This is a genomic window from Grimontia sp. SpTr1, assembly GCF_947387585.1.
Taxonomy (GTDB): Bacteria; Pseudomonadota; Gammaproteobacteria; order Enterobacterales; family Vibrionaceae; genus Enterovibrio; species Enterovibrio indicus.
Map to the genome: position 1 here is coordinate 115,377 of NZ_CANDOD010000005.1, position 13,006 is coordinate 128,382.

General features: G+C 55.2%; 17 protein-coding genes. All 17 read right to left on the reverse strand.

Features of this window, described 5'->3' with window-relative positions; translation table 11 throughout:
* Positions 1-150 precede the first annotated feature (150 nt).
* A complete protein-coding gene (locus QL223_RS10180) occupies positions 151-804 on the reverse strand; it encodes a DUF4376 domain-containing protein (RefSeq protein ID WP_281544656.1) in 654 nt (217 codons plus the stop codon).
* 2 nt (positions 805-806) lie between these two features.
* Positions 807-1,700, reverse strand: coding sequence for a hypothetical protein (locus tag QL223_RS10185; RefSeq protein WP_281544657.1), 894 nt, complete (start codon positions 1,698-1,700; stop codon positions 807-809).
* Entirely contained in the window at positions 1,700-2,299 is a 600-nt protein-coding gene (locus QL223_RS10190; protein WP_281544658.1) for a putative phage tail protein, read from the reverse strand. The genes QL223_RS10185 and QL223_RS10190 overlap by 1 nt, the downstream gene beginning before the upstream one ends.
* The gene (locus tag QL223_RS10195) at positions 2,287-3,366 is read right to left on the reverse strand and encodes a baseplate J/gp47 family protein (RefSeq protein ID WP_281544659.1); all 1,080 of its coding nucleotides are present in this window, start codon (positions 3,364-3,366) and stop codon (positions 2,287-2,289) included. Before QL223_RS10195 ends, QL223_RS10190 begins: the two co-directional genes overlap by 13 nt.
* Positions 3,356-3,814 carry a phage GP46 family protein gene (locus tag QL223_RS10200; protein WP_281544660.1) on the reverse strand — a complete coding sequence of 153 codons (459 nt, stop codon included), beginning with the start codon at positions 3,812-3,814 and terminating at the stop codon, positions 3,356-3,358. The genes QL223_RS10195 and QL223_RS10200 overlap by 11 nt, the downstream gene beginning before the upstream one ends.
* Entirely contained in the window at positions 3,811-4,401 is a 591-nt protein-coding gene (locus QL223_RS10205; RefSeq protein ID WP_281544661.1) for a phage baseplate assembly protein V, read from the reverse strand. Before QL223_RS10205 ends, QL223_RS10200 begins: the two co-directional genes overlap by 4 nt.
* Positions 4,395-5,519, reverse strand: a complete 1,125-nt coding sequence (locus QL223_RS10210) for a phage baseplate assembly protein (RefSeq protein WP_348651393.1) — start codon at positions 5,517-5,519, stop codon at positions 4,395-4,397. The genes QL223_RS10205 and QL223_RS10210 overlap by 7 nt, the downstream gene beginning before the upstream one ends.
* Complete coding sequence (locus QL223_RS10215) at positions 5,437-6,636, reverse strand: DNA circularization N-terminal domain-containing protein (protein ID WP_281544663.1); 1,200 nt, start codon at positions 6,634-6,636, stop codon at positions 5,437-5,439. The genes QL223_RS10210 and QL223_RS10215 overlap by 83 nt, the downstream gene beginning before the upstream one ends.
* A 9-nt stretch (positions 6,637-6,645) precedes the next feature.
* A complete protein-coding gene (locus tag QL223_RS10220; RefSeq protein WP_281544664.1) occupies positions 6,646-8,421 on the reverse strand; it encodes a hypothetical protein in 1,776 nt (591 codons plus the stop codon).
* A gap of 110 nt (positions 8,422-8,531) precedes the next feature.
* Complete coding sequence (locus tag QL223_RS10225) at positions 8,532-8,924, reverse strand: phage tail assembly protein (RefSeq protein ID WP_062715044.1); 393 nt, start codon at positions 8,922-8,924, stop codon at positions 8,532-8,534.
* A gap of 12 nt (positions 8,925-8,936) precedes the next feature.
* Positions 8,937-9,290, reverse strand: coding sequence for a phage tail tube protein (locus tag QL223_RS10230; RefSeq protein ID WP_062715042.1), 354 nt, complete (start codon positions 9,288-9,290; stop codon positions 8,937-8,939).
* Positions 9,291-9,302: 12 nt separating this feature from the next.
* Complete coding sequence (locus QL223_RS10235; protein WP_281544665.1) at positions 9,303-10,775, reverse strand: phage tail sheath subtilisin-like domain-containing protein; 1,473 nt, start codon at positions 10,773-10,775, stop codon at positions 9,303-9,305.
* On the reverse strand, positions 10,772-10,975 hold the full coding sequence (locus QL223_RS10240) for a DUF2635 domain-containing protein (protein ID WP_062715038.1): 204 nt from the start codon (positions 10,973-10,975) through the stop codon (positions 10,772-10,774). The genes QL223_RS10235 and QL223_RS10240 overlap by 4 nt, the downstream gene beginning before the upstream one ends.
* Entirely contained in the window at positions 10,972-11,583 is a 612-nt protein-coding gene (locus tag QL223_RS10245) for a hypothetical protein (protein ID WP_062715036.1), read from the reverse strand. The genes QL223_RS10240 and QL223_RS10245 overlap by 4 nt, the downstream gene beginning before the upstream one ends.
* Complete coding sequence (locus tag QL223_RS10250; RefSeq protein WP_281544666.1) at positions 11,580-12,122, reverse strand: phage virion morphogenesis protein; 543 nt, start codon at positions 12,120-12,122, stop codon at positions 11,580-11,582. Before QL223_RS10250 ends, QL223_RS10245 begins: the two co-directional genes overlap by 4 nt.
* Positions 12,122-12,559 (reverse strand): DUF1320 domain-containing protein, encoded by a 438-nt coding sequence (locus tag QL223_RS10255; RefSeq protein WP_281544667.1) that lies wholly within the window; start codon positions 12,557-12,559, stop codon positions 12,122-12,124. Before QL223_RS10255 ends, QL223_RS10250 begins: the two co-directional genes overlap by 1 nt.
* 15 nt (positions 12,560-12,574) lie before the next feature.
* The gene (locus QL223_RS10260) at positions 12,575-12,967 is read right to left on the reverse strand and encodes a hypothetical protein (protein WP_281544668.1); all 393 of its coding nucleotides are present in this window, start codon (positions 12,965-12,967) and stop codon (positions 12,575-12,577) included.
* Positions 12,968-13,006 lie beyond the last annotated feature (39 nt).

Sequence of the window (13,006 nt, forward strand, 5' to 3'; positions counted from 1 at the left end):
CGCATTCGGGTGAAGATAGAACGAAAAACTGTAGCCCGCCGCCAAAGCTGAAAAATGAAACCGCTTATATTGGAAAGTCTTTAACATCCCATTTTAAGCGGCTTCTCTGTACAGTGTGCGTAGGTCTGTAAACGCTCCTTAAACAGTGATTTACCCGACGTTAAACGCCAGCACCGCTTCAAAGCTCTCCAGGCTATCTACTTCTTGTTTCATCTTTCTTTGTTTGTCATGGATAACGAATCCTTGCAGGTTTATTGCTGCTTTGACCTGCTTTAGTTCCTCTATGGTCATGCCATGGTGGTCTTGGTTATTGGCGTCAGTCCAATAAGGTGGCATTACCCCTGCAAGAATGGTGGAGTCTATTCTCATGCGAGCTTCGGGCCCAGCATCCCAGACGGTATCATTGGCGATGACGGTTGCTCTGACGTCATTCTCCGTTGCAAATCGCCAGGCATTGATCTCTTCACGTTTTGCTTTTTTTGCTCTGTCAGTGCTTGGTTGCCAGGTACCGTTTTTGTATTCGTGATATGGGGTAGGCTGTTCATCAAGCGTCCACTCAGTATCAAGAGGCCCTAACTCTGTGACTTGTCTAACGATACCTGCTTCAAGGGTGGAGTAAGCCGTTTTGCCTCGATGATCTTCCACGTAGATACAGTCGCTAAGGTCTTCCAAAGCCACCACGGCGTATCCTTCTTTGCTCGGTAATGGCTCGAAACTGATTGCGAAGCGAGGCTTATTCCATTTATCGCCTTCCATTGCACTGAGTACTTCAAAGGTTTCGGAGTCAACAGTCCAGTATTTCATGGTTATACCTCTATCAGTAAAGGAAATGCTCGGTTTCGAGGCCGCACCGTCCGCCACCAATATGTTCCGGTACCTGCATGTATTTCAGGAGTATTTGAGTTGTACAGTATGGTGTGATCAAACGTCGACTCGTAAACAGGATCGCCATAGACATTCGTAATGTTGCTAATGGTGTGGTTGTTCCTAGAATTTGCTGTGCCATTTTCCCCTGTGACTTTTGTTCCTGGCTGATAGTGGTTGAAACCGCGATTGGCATCAACGCCTCTACCCTGGTCGAGTACACGAAAGAACTCGCCACCTGTTTCTGGGAAATCAATCATCCCTGATTCAGAGTTCACAAACTCCGGGAGCGCAGTTGCCAATCGCCAGAACACGGCAGCAGGCACCGAGTTGCCTGCGACATTCAACGTGCCTTCTGGAAAAGTCATGCTTAACCAGGGCCAAAGTGGGGTGCCTGGCCGCGCTTTTTTGAATGGAGTCCAGTAAAACGGCTTCGTAAGGTCAGACCAATCAGATTGTCGGTTGGCGGGATCTAAAGGGTCTTTACCTGCGACTGATTCCAAGTTGGAGTAGTACTCAAAAAACTGAGTTTGCCCTTCAGTTGTCACACTGACGACATCACCTAGTTTGTATTTACGATTCGAACGATAAGGTGAGAACTGTTCTCCATTGGCTTTCATTAGCCGGACTAAATGGTCGAACTTTCCTTGTTCAAACGTGACGCCGGATTCGGTTAGAGCATTCAAAAACTCGGAAATAACAGCATTGAACCAATCTGCACCAGGATAGCTTGGAGCAGCACCCTGACCGCCTTCTGTAAAGTAGCCGCCTTCTCCAATAGGATTTTTAGCTGGTGGTTTTACAGCGACTTGTGAACCATTTTGTAGCGGGTGCATCAGTTGGCCTCCCTGTAGAAAAAGTCGTAGTACTTACCTGCCAATCTATAGCGATTGAGCAGGCATTCAGGTGAACTCTCACCGCTATTAAGTGGTGTGAGAATGGTATCTAGGCACGTAAATCGGGCACTTGGGGAAGTGAACACATCGATATCGAGTACATGGCGATAACGCTCGGGATAAATGGGAGTGTTGCAGTCACGAAGGCAGTGATGCGGAAATTGTTCTCTAACCTTAATGTTAAAACCTGACCTCGCGGCGATTTCCTCAATGTGAAAGGCAGACTGGACGCCCTTTAGGCGGTCTTTACTTTCTGCTGCTGCACGTCGTGATGAAATAGTTTGCTCTTTCTCAGCGCACTCGGGCAGCCCGAGATATTGCTCATATTCACTCAGTAAAAGGTGAGATTGTTCAGGGGTGGTTTCCTGCTGCAGCGCATCCGTTAGGGCATCGATATCCGCAAGGCTTGTGGCCAGAGCCCGAAGCAATCGCGTTTGGTTGGCGTCCATATCCCGAGGCCAGGCAATGCCTTGAGGCATCAGCTGTTGCAACACATCTAACCAGGCATCGGTGGATTGTGCGCGCGTCACTCTATCCATTGCGGTACCTCGAAAGTGATAAGCTCATCGCTTTGGCTGGTGATGTCACTGTCCAGTGGGGTGGTGTAATCGACAAGTCCAGGTGCGGTGCCAATCGCGGTGCGAACCTGAGAGAGCAACAAGCTGCTGCCGGGATGGGCCAGTAAACGCTCCAATCGCGTCAGTTGCGCGATGACAGCGGCACGTGTGTCGCTGTTATCCGGGGTGAGCTTAATGGTCAGTTGAACGGGCTTTAAACGCAGCTTGAAAATAATGGTTTCAATCCCTGCAGGGCGGCCTACCTCCAGCCCTGTGGCTGGGTCTTTATGACGATAGATATACCCTCTGACAGCGTCCATTTTAGCGGTTGAAGGCAGCATGTCGGCATCACTATCACACACAAACGTGAGGCCGACAGTGCTGCCACCTTGCCATGCATCGTAGGCCCAAGCACGGGTAACACCGGGCACTTCAGTCGCCCAGGCCACATAGTCATGAACAGCCCCACCCATCGGAGGGTATTGTTTGCGAAACCAAAGCCGTGCCAACAGCTCTGAAATCGGCTCGATGTCAGTACCGCCATCCATGGTGATGACGGTCGCCTGGCTGCCGATACCGGGAGAGGGGTTAACCAGTGTCAGGGTGTCATTGGCTGCCAGGTTCCCGGATGTTCCTGCCTGCTCGGCCTGTATCTCTGCCACCAGTTCGCCACCTGTAGGCAGTGCACTGTCTGTAACACGGTATCGCGTACCGTCACCGGAGGTGAGGACGCTATCAAGAGGCAGTTGGGCGTTATCGCTTGCGCTTAAGGTGGCGCTTCCTTTTGCGTTTTGAGCCAGTTTTCGTGGCACGCCTTCATAGGCGGCCCTGGCTTCGATGGTGCTGTCGTCACTTTCTGCGGTTGGCACAATCTGTTTGGAAAGCCAAACCAGCTGGTCATGTAAATCGCGCTTGGCGGCACCGACCGCAAAGGCAATTGCGCGCTCGCTGCAAATAGCAGGTAAGTGCGCATTGAGACCTAACTCCAGCGCAATATCACCTTCAATCTGTTTGATGGATTCGGCAAGCGTGGGCGGGTTATAAGGCATAAGATACCTGCGCATTCAGTTGATAGCTGTCCCATCGAAGGCTGATGCCATAACTCATGGCGGTGTCATCGGGCTTAGTGATAGCAATGTCCAGACGCAGGCGGTCGGCCCCCGTGCGTAATGCCGTGACACGGTAGCGTTTCGCGTACCCTTTCAGCAGTGGGATAAGGGCTTCACGCGCGTAGTCTTCGGCGCGTTGTAACGTGGCTGTAGTGAGTTTTTCCCGTCTCAATAGCCAAAGACGCGAGCCCCAGGGCGTTTCAACAAAACTGTCGCCAGGCCAGCCGCGTCTGTCGGTGTTCCCAGCGGGCAATACATCACTTTCTTTGGCTCGTGCGTCAGTCATCAACATCATGAAGACCAGAGAGTTCAGGCCATCATCTTCGGCCAATGTTCCCTGCTCAATGCTGTGATCTGCGCCATTTTGATGCCAGTAAATACCAATCATTGCGGGCCATCCGATAAGTTGTCTCTTCCGTTTTCTTTGTGGCGGTGAGCCTCGGACTCGATGCCTTTAAATGTCCCGCCTTCCTGACCAATCACCCGGCCTGCTGCTTCGCAGTTTCCGCCGATGGTGAGGTTGCCGGATATCGACACATCAGGGGCAGTTATATCAACCCCGTCTATGGCCGTGATATTTACCTGTTTCACTGAAATATTAAGGGTGTCTGCGATAAGCTCGCCTTTCTTTCCCTTGGTCAGTTTGAAGAAATGGCCTTCGAGGTGATAAAGGGCGCTGTCACCGGGTTTGAGGTCTTTCAGACGCACCGTTTTATCTTCAGCGCAGATCACCACCAGGTTTGAGCGGTTGCCATTCAGGGCGAGGGTAATGGCCTCGGAACCCACAGGGGGAACGCTGGTATGGCCATAGTTCTGCCAGCGTTCAATGTTGCTGTCGGTTTCATCGGCGAGTGTTTGGATCTGAAGCTGCTGGCGTTGGGTCGTGTCTGTGATAATCCGCAATATAGCCCGATCCACCATCAGCTGCAGTCGCCGTTTAACAGGCATTAAAAGGCGGTTAAACGGGCTTACCATGCGCCCACCTGTTGGGTGTCTTTTTCCGTTTCTATCGGGATATCCATGGCCTCGGGCGGAACCAAACCGAGCACGGTGATGCGTCCCTGGTCATCTTCGATATGCGTCAATGAAGCAATCAGCATCACCGCATCAATGCCCTGGATAGGGTCATCGACCCGGATGCGTCGATTGAGGGGCCACAATGCGCCGTCAGGCATCCGCCAGCCTTTGACGGTGATTTCAGTCTGGGTGGCGTCGGCCAGCGCCCGCTGTTTTTGCCACTGGCCGCGACGGCTTGCGCCATCGGCGGTGAAGACTTCCTCAGAGAGAATAATTTTAGGGCGGTACCGGGTGACGCCTTTGTCATCGACAGAGATTAACTGGCCGCCGATTTTGGCGGCTGGCTCTGCATCAAAGGTGGCACCACTTCCCACACCCTTAATGATGTAACGGCTGAAGCGCTCGGCTTCGCTGAATCGGCCTCGGGCGGCGAGAATGTTCTGGCCCAATATCAGGGCGGTATCTAGCTGGAGGGTGTTGGCACGTGTGATCACCAAGTTGCCAGCTGCATTGCTGGTGAGTAACACCCCACGTTGACGGGTTAACCGTTCCAGCAGCTCAAAGGGTGATTCGCCTTGCTCCACGCGAACCGTATCAAAGGGGCGTCCGACGTCGGTCTCTACCTCTACCTGGATGCGGTAAGGTTTGCAGATTTCTGCGGCGATGCTGGCCAGTGTGATGTGTTTCCATTCGCCAGAGCGGTGAACCAGGGACGACTCGACCAAGTCCTTGGTTTTGCACCTGGCCGTGATTTGATAGCTGAGTGAATGGGCGTCATAGCTTGGGATGCGTTCAGCAATGTATCCGGTGGCCACGGTTTCCTGGGCAATCAATACCTCGACGGCCATGCCTTCCTTGAGGGGTAACACTTCGGCCTCTTTCCAACTGCGGGTAATACTGAATTGATGCTCACCCGTTACAGCTGACAGGGATCGGCTGATACTGATGGCTTTCCAGCCCTGCCAAAGTCGGCCCCCGATTTTGAGTGAGACCTTATCCATTGTTTTGCTCCAATACATCCACATTACCCGAGATGAAGGCGGGGCGGGCGAGACGGTTACGTTTGACGATGTCATCCCGCTGGCGGGCGTCGCCTGTGAGCTGATAAGCGAGCAGGGCAGCGGGACGCGGGCGGTCAATATTCACCGTACGCATGCGCGGCAGCTGCCGCGCGCGGGCTTTGATGTCATCGACAACAGACAGACGCAACGTGCGCAATGTTCTCCAGCCTTCACGGTTACCGGCTTCGACGGCGCGCTCGGCCTGCCGGGTGAGGGAGGTGGCGAGCGTCTGCGCGGCCAGCTCGGCTTCCTTACTGTCAGATAACTCGCCAGCAGCAATGGCATTGGCTTTGCCAGTGACGACAGCGGTTAGCATCAGATCGCTGGCTAAGTGTTTGGTGTCAGCGCTCGGGGCATCAATGGTGGGGTTCATGGCCACCCGTTCACCTTGCCAGGTTTGTTCAAGCTGATCGTATATCGCGAGGGAAAGCGGCAATTCGGTCGCCAAATCTTTCACCCGAAACACCAGTTGGGTGATGTCCCTGGCTTGTTGGCCGGGGTAAGTCAAACCCCGTGTGATAGAGGATTTCATACGGCCCAGTCGATTGACCCAGTCGCCTGTCTGTTCGGGCAGCCCCGGCAGGTTGTTCACTGTGCTGTCCAGGCTGTCGAGCATGCCATCCATCTGTTTGGCGAGACTGGCGTTTTGCTCGGGTGTCAGCGTCTCAACCTCACGGGCAAAGGCGTCACATTGTGCCTCGTTTGCAAGCGCCGCCTGTGAGGACACGGCCTGTTGCGTATCGATGCGATCAGCAGGAAACAAGGTATCGCTGGCGGCGTAGACCTGAAACGACAGGCGGCAGATATCGCGCTCATTGTTGTCGAAGTCATAGCTGACATCGCCGACCTGTACCTGACGGATCCCCCAATAGGGATGCACCAGTTCACCTGGGCCTGCGACGTTCAGCGCATCGAGCAACTGCTGGCACTGGGCTTGTGCGTTTGGCCCCACCAGAACGGCTTTGATGGTTTCTGCATTCAGAGCGCCGCCATTATCTTCGGGCCAGCCCTGGTCGCTTTTCGGGTATTCGTGGGTCACGGCACGTCGGCCTGTTTTGCCGCGCACCGTTAATAACAGAAAGGGCACCCCACGAAAGGAAGCTTCACGCCTGTCTTGCCAAGGTTCTTGCATCTTGTCCCCTTAGTCCGCCATAGACAGACCGTGATCTACCGTCAGAGGAATACCGTTGTAACGCACCTCCGCGCTTTTTATCCGGGTACGGTTCTCGTGCATTTCAATGGCGATTTTTCCGCGAATTTCACCCGCTTCATTAGTGGGTTGGGTGGCCTTTTGACTGGTGAACCAGCCAACAATATCGTCGTATACGTCCAGTAAGCCTGGAGGGGGGACAAAAGAATCGGGTAAGCCAGTGGTATCGACCTCTGACGCTCGGCGGATATCGATGGGAGAGAACTCGGGTGCCAGGTTTATCAGGCCATACCCGACGCCTGTACCCTGAGCGGCGATATTCAGCCAGCGGTGTCGGCCAGTAGCACCGCTGTATTTGCCCTGTGTGCCTGGCTGCCTCTGTGGCAAGGCATTGGTGGCTGGCATGTTCACCACATAAACAGGCGTCACACCTCCGGCAAGGGTATTGGCTGCATCGCCCACGCCTCCTTTTTTACCAAATACAGCCTTTAAGTCCTTGGCAACGCCCAGCGCCTTGCGGGCGGCAACCAACCCCGCCACGGTGAGGCCGATATTCTTGCCAAGCTGCAGCCAGCGGTCGAGGGTGGCAGCGTCCAGGCTGTTGACGGCATCGGCCAGATCCTGAAAGGGTTCGGCCAGCTCTCTTTGTGTTAGGCGATGAAGGGCGGTCATCAGGTTATCGACGCTCGCCTGGTAATCCTTGGCGACCTTGGCCGCATCCTTGAGGGTGGTTGAGCCGTCGGCAGTGACAGACAAAAATGCGTCAAATGATGTGATACTGCCCTTGGCGGAAAACTCCCCCATTAAGGGTTTTAGAGCGCGGATTGCCTCTTCCCCAAACTTGATGGTATCGAGTGCCTGGGTCATGGTGTAGCGGGTGCTGCTGCCTGCTTCTGTGATGATCTCTCTCATCAGGTCGGGTAAGGGGCGCATCACTTCCACGCCGTCTTTGAGTTTTTCCGGGTCAAAGACATGGATCCCGGCCAGCTCTTTCAGCTTCTTCACCTTGTCCGGGGTGGTCATTTCGCGGATCAGTGCTTCATAGGCAGTCACAGCCTGTTCGTCAGAGCCCGCACCGCTTCGGATGACCTGCATGGCGGCACCCAGCTCCAGCACGGCTTCCACACCCTGGCGGCCAGTGGCCGCATAGGTGGAAAGTAGCCGTTCACCCTGGGCGGCAAAAGATGCCATGGTGAATGCGCCGCTTTTCCCCTGGACATTCAAGCTGTCCATGGCGGTCAGCACTTCCTGTTGGGTCTCCACTGACAGCTTTTTCAGTTGGGTCAAAACGGCACCAATATGGCCACCTGTTGCGCCTGTGGCCTGAGAGAAGAGGGCGATGTTTTCCATGTTCCTGCGCGCAAACTCAATATCACCGAGCTTTTCCATCACCACTTCCAGCCCTTCGAGCGTTTGGGTGGGGTCGATGCGAATACCTTCAGAGCGGGAGATATTTTCAATCTCTTCGTAAAGAGCGCGGGTTTGCTCTTTGGTGAGGTCAGCGGCGACAGACAGACGGGACAAGCGGCGGTCGAGGGTCACCAGCCTGTTGGCCACGGCACCGCCAGCGACGGTGGCCACCAGGGCGGTGTAGCGGTTTTCCATTGCATCCAGCCCTTTGTTCACGCCCCGGACAGCATGGCGAAAGCCTTTGGCCATGCGTGAATTACTTTCAGCAAACTTCTTCATTTCACTGGAATAGGCCCGCGCCTTTGAGGTGAGATTACCCGAGAGGTTGATGATGATTTCGCTGTTAAGTTGGCTCATGCTGTTTTGCCTTCAGTGCGCATAAATGGTCAAACAACCAGGTGACGGGTTTATCGAGAAAGTGATCAACAGGGGAGAAGTAGCGGCCAGCCAGGGCCAACACGACGTGCTCAAGTCCTGCTGCCTGACTGCTCCAGTCGCCCCCGTTTTTCGGCCACCCCCACAGCCGCATCAAGTCGCTCGGCCTGCTCGTTAAGCAGGGAAAAGTCATCGACATGAAGCTGGTAGAGCTGGCGCTCGGGAAGTGGCCCTTTAATCTCCCCGATGGATTCGATTTGGCGACAAAGGAGTTCAATGCCCATCCTGACTTCAGAGACCACGGTGATCCCGCGTTCGGCCCCGGTCTGAGGATCGGGCACAAAGACCACCTGTTCGGCCTTGGTGCGCGCTTCAATCACATCGCGTGTGGTGAGCTCACGAAGCACCACGTCATACTGCAGCTCGGCATCATCGCCCTGGCCAAAGGGCAGACCATGCGAGAGAGTAAATTCAATTTTCGCCATGCGTGCCTCCGGTTAAATGCGTTTGCACTTGCTGCCAATGAATTTGCCGCCTGTCTCGCCGTTGTCTTCATCCAGCTCTGCGGGGTTTTCGAGTGCGCTGCCCGTCATCATGTAAGTGAGGCCATTGTCGGCGTCAAACACGATGGTGGCGTTTTCCAGCTCGTTGAGTGCCTGCACATCGGTATCACTGTCCACCGCAAGCTTGAAATCGAGCGAGGGTGCAACAAAGCGTTTACTGTTGCCCCAGACGCGGCCCCCACCTCCGTGCGAGGTGCGGCTGAATCCGCCGGGGTTGAGGCGTGCGCCGCCTTTGGTCTTGAGCTCCACGCCATTAGCGCGGATTTTTGCATAACCCAAAATAGCCATGGGCGTTTCTCCTTACAGGTAGAACTGAACGTTCATGGCCATGATGCGCAGGCCATTAATTAAATCCGGGGTACAGAGTACGTTGATACGGTTGGCATCCGAGCGGTCGCGGGTGACCTCAAGCTCTGCGTTGTAGCGCTCGAAGTTCTCAACCAGTCCTTTCTCCTGCAACTGCAGGAACACATCGAGCATTTCCGCGCGCAAGATTTTAGGCGTCACCACAGGTTGACCCGGCTCCAGACTGTCGAGCACGTCATCCCCGGCGAGCTTGTGACGGGGAAACTTCTGGGTGAAGTGAGCTTTATGTACAAAGCGGAAATAGCCCAGGGTCATGGGGGTGGTGATGTCGAGGTAACTCGGATCCGGGCTGCCAAATGCATTCACCTGGTAGGTGCTGATCTCCCGTTCAATCAGACAGCGGTTACCCGCATCCACCTGATAGGTTGCCAGTCCGTCATGCAGCAGCAGGTTGCGCTCTACCAAGTCCCAGCGGTCACGCTTGGCAGGGGGCAGCAGGCCCACCAAAGGCAGCGTCTGCAGGGGTCTGGCCGGATCAATCGCCAGGTGATAAGCCGCCTGTGCCGCATAAGCCGCCGCAAACTCCCAGGGCGGATTGGGCGCGTGATTGGTGCTCATGCAGGTGATTAAATGATCGTTACGCGTGTTGCCCCAGGTACCCGTTTCGGCATGGTTGCCACGAAAGGCGGTGTAGCAAACCGCTTCCATCATTCGCAGTGGGCCCCAGCGGTCATTGAGCTCGGTGCGAAGGCCATCAAGGAAAGCCTGATCGTTGAACGGGCAGACAATATGGTTAAACCACTCATCACCGAGCGCGCCAATGACCTCACTGGCATCGACATACCCCGCGCCACCAGTCAGCGGCGTCAGGGTAAGGGAAATGCCTGGGGGCAGCTGCTCGGTATCGTAATAGTTGAAGCGCACATCGATATCGTTACCTGTGATGCCTTTCCATTTGGCGGTAAGCTTCACGCGGGTGTTTTCGGTCTCAGGAATTTGCGCCCTGACAGGCAGTGAAGATTGGCTGTTAATGGCGGTCACAATGGCATTGGCAATCGCGCCTGCTGTGTCGTTGGTTTGCACGCCGACTTGTACCCGCTGGCCTGCAATCATCAGTGACAGGGTGCCCGCTTGACTGGCCGAGCCTTGCACACTGATGGCCTGACCTGACATAGCGGCAGAGCCTGCCGAGGGTTCAGCGACAGGCATGGCCCAGGTTTCGGTGTAGCTATTGCCCTTGCGCAGGGTTTTCAGCATGGCGGTGAGCATGGCATCGTCACCGAACAAAGTGCGCGCCTGGTCATCACTGGTGATGCGGTATTGTTCGAGCGGATTTGCCGAGCCGCCTGTCTGGTGACCCATCACCAGAATCTTATGTTGCTGAATAGCGGCACCCTGATTGGCGTTCGCGTTATCAAACGCCATGTAAAACAGAGGCACACGAATATCATTCGGGATGGACATCATTTCGATCCTTTCGTTTTCACGCTGTCTTTGGTGGTGTCATTGGTCACCTCGGGCGCGTTTGTGGTCACTGAGCCTTCTCTCACACGGCGGTGCCAATAGGCGTTCATCACAACAGGCTCACCGTCTTCGCTGAGGTGTGCGCCGTCCGGTTTACGTACTTTCACCGTTTTATCTGTGGGGTAGAGAGTCACGCTGTTCATTGGGTGTCCTTGTCGTTGGAGTGTTGAACGTTAATCGTTGCGCTGAGGGTTGGGCTGCCTTCGTTCGGGGTGTCGAGTTGAACCGTGAGAAAGTCATCCAGGGAAGACAGGTCAACGGGCACATTGAGGCGGCATTCCTGCTGCCAGCTGACAGACCAGATCGCCACGCCAATATCATCCAGTGCTTCGGTGCAGAGGTTCTGGGCGGTGACTCGGTCTGCAGGTTTATAGGCTGTCCGGCCAAAGGCGGGCGTCCAATCCTGGCTGGCAATGAAGAGGGCGAGCTGACTGCTGATGACCTCGGCGCGTTCGTCGCGGTGGTGGCCAAAATGGTCAGTGGTCATCACAAAGGCCACCAGAGACACCAGACCGACCACGCTGCCCGCTTCGCGGCGCACGTTGCTGACATTGAGCGCCGCCACACGGATAACGCCGTAATGGGTGACCTCCTTTTTCACTGCGTCAGGCGAGGCAAAGCGGCCTTTGTGGCGGTTGATGCTGCCGACCTGGTTGGGTGCTTCCCCTTTAAAGTGATGAAGTGCCTTCACCGCGGCGGCGGTGATGGCAAGCGTCGTGCCTGTGATGTCGAGTTGCGGGCGGCTTGTCATGGCAAGAGCTCCCCATAAAAGTCACCAATCAGTGCATAGAGGTCTTGCTGGTTGTCCTGCGACAGCCCGAGGTATTCACGCTGCGGCATTTTCATGTGCCGGACGTGGGCGGCGACGCTCTGCCATACAGGATGGCGGAGCACTTTGCCGAACGCTTGGGTAATACGTCGGTGATGGGCGCTGATTTGCACCGCGCCATCAAACCCTTCCTGGTGTACCGCGGCATAGATGAGCGGCGACCCCACATAGACCTTGTTGCCCTTGACCAGGTATTGAATGGAATCATCCAGCTCGCCTTCCCCCATGAGCAGGGAGTGATTACCATGGCGCGTTTTGGCGTAGGCATCAGACCAGCTTTCCCAGGGTGTGCCATCAGGCGCGGTTTTCTCGTCCCTGATGCGTCGGTGGGTCTGGGTTTCGGCTTCCGCGCCGATAAGGTTCAGCAGCTTTTTACGATTGCCGGTATCACTGAGGCTGGCAAGGTGGGCCTGTATGCGGGCAAGCTCAGCTTGCCCCGAGATATTCACGGCGATAGCCATCAAAGCACCCCGCCCAGTTGTTTGCGCATCGGTGGCCGGGAGGCATCAATCACCTCAGCTTTGCCAGTGTTTGTTTCTTGGGGCTTCTCTGCCTGGGGGACGCCTAAATCCCTCCGGCCTGCCTGAATATCTTTCAGGGTGGCAATGGCATCGTCATAGCGTTTTTGCACCAGGTCGGTCACGTTGCTGTCACGGTCTGCGAGCCAGTAAAACGCGATGGAAATGGCTACCCGGTTGAGCGTTCTTGGCACGCGGCTTAGCGGCAATGGATAGCGGGATAAAAAGGTATTTATCTCTTCCGTGGCATCACCGAGTGCTGCGTTGATGGCGGCCTCATCAAGGGCATCAGGGTTACCTTGTTGAGCGGCCACCGTCCAAACAAACGAGGCATCGCGGTCGAGCAAATCCTGCTGGCTGGCATAGACGGTGGCGCTCATGGCTCAGGCTTCCTTCTATTGCGTATGCTGGCGTTCAACAAAGAGCATTTGCTCCTGCTCCAGGCGTTCAAGCGCAGCCGCATCGATAAACACATCAGCGTCATAATTTTGATGTGCGGCGGCAGGGTCTTCGACCACAAACACATGTGCGCCGTCGTGTGGCCAGAAGCGGGCGCAGCGCCAGAAACCATCGACGGGTTTGGATCGGACAAACAGAGCAATAAAGGCTGTCTCTCCCAGCTTGGCCATCATGGCTTCCTGTGGGTTCAAAGGGCTTTGCTCGCTATCCGGTTGCGGTGTCTCAGTGGCAGCGTCAACAGCGCTGGCTCCTTGGGTGCCAGTGGTTTTTTCAGTGCTCCCAGAACGTGACGCTTTGGTTGACGTGGCAGATTTAGTGGCATCGTTCACTGTTTCATCCTCTTAGTCGCAAAGGCCGCCTGACGGCCA

Coding starts and splice junctions, on each gene's coding strand:
- QL223_RS10225 (WP_062715044.1), bottom strand. CDS start 8,924: ATGGCGAAAATTGAATTTACTCTCTCGCATGGTCTGCCCTTTGGCCAG.
- QL223_RS10210 (WP_348651393.1), bottom strand. CDS start 5,519: ATGACATCGTCAAACGTAACCGTCTCGCCCGCCCCGCCTTCATCTCGG.
- QL223_RS10255 (WP_281544667.1), bottom strand. CDS start 12,559: ATGAGCGCCACCGTCTATGCCAGCCAGCAGGATTTGCTCGACCGCGAT.
- QL223_RS10215 (WP_281544663.1), bottom strand. CDS start 6,636: ATGCAAGAACCTTGGCAAGACAGGCGTGAAGCTTCCTTTCGTGGGGTG.
- QL223_RS10235 (WP_281544665.1), bottom strand. CDS start 10,775: ATGATGTCCATCCCGAATGATATTCGTGTGCCTCTGTTTTACATGGCG.
- QL223_RS10190 (WP_281544658.1), bottom strand. CDS start 2,299: ATGGATAGAGTGACGCGCGCACAATCCACCGATGCCTGGTTAGATGTG.
- QL223_RS10250 (WP_281544666.1), bottom strand. CDS start 12,122: ATGGCTATCGCCGTGAATATCTCGGGGCAAGCTGAGCTTGCCCGCATA.
- QL223_RS10240 (WP_062715038.1), bottom strand. CDS start 10,975: ATGAACAGCGTGACTCTCTACCCCACAGATAAAACGGTGAAAGTACGT.
- QL223_RS10185 (WP_281544657.1), bottom strand. CDS start 1,700: ATGCACCCGCTACAAAATGGTTCACAAGTCGCTGTAAAACCACCAGCT.
- QL223_RS10230 (WP_062715042.1), bottom strand. CDS start 9,290: ATGGCTATTTTGGGTTATGCAAAAATCCGCGCTAATGGCGTGGAGCTC.
- QL223_RS10245 (WP_062715036.1), bottom strand. CDS start 11,583: ATGACAAGCCGCCCGCAACTCGACATCACAGGCACGACGCTTGCCATC.
- QL223_RS10200 (WP_281544660.1), bottom strand. CDS start 3,814: ATGATTGGTATTTACTGGCATCAAAATGGCGCAGATCACAGCATTGAG.
- QL223_RS10195 (WP_281544659.1), bottom strand. CDS start 3,366: ATGCCTTATAACCCGCCCACGCTTGCCGAATCCATCAAACAGATTGAA.
- QL223_RS10205 (WP_281544661.1), bottom strand. CDS start 4,401: ATGGTAAGCCCGTTTAACCGCCTTTTAATGCCTGTTAAACGGCGACTG.
- QL223_RS10180 (WP_281544656.1), bottom strand. CDS start 804: ATGAAATACTGGACTGTTGACTCCGAAACCTTTGAAGTACTCAGTGCA.
- QL223_RS10220 (WP_281544664.1), bottom strand. CDS start 8,421: ATGAGCCAACTTAACAGCGAAATCATCATCAACCTCTCGGGTAATCTC.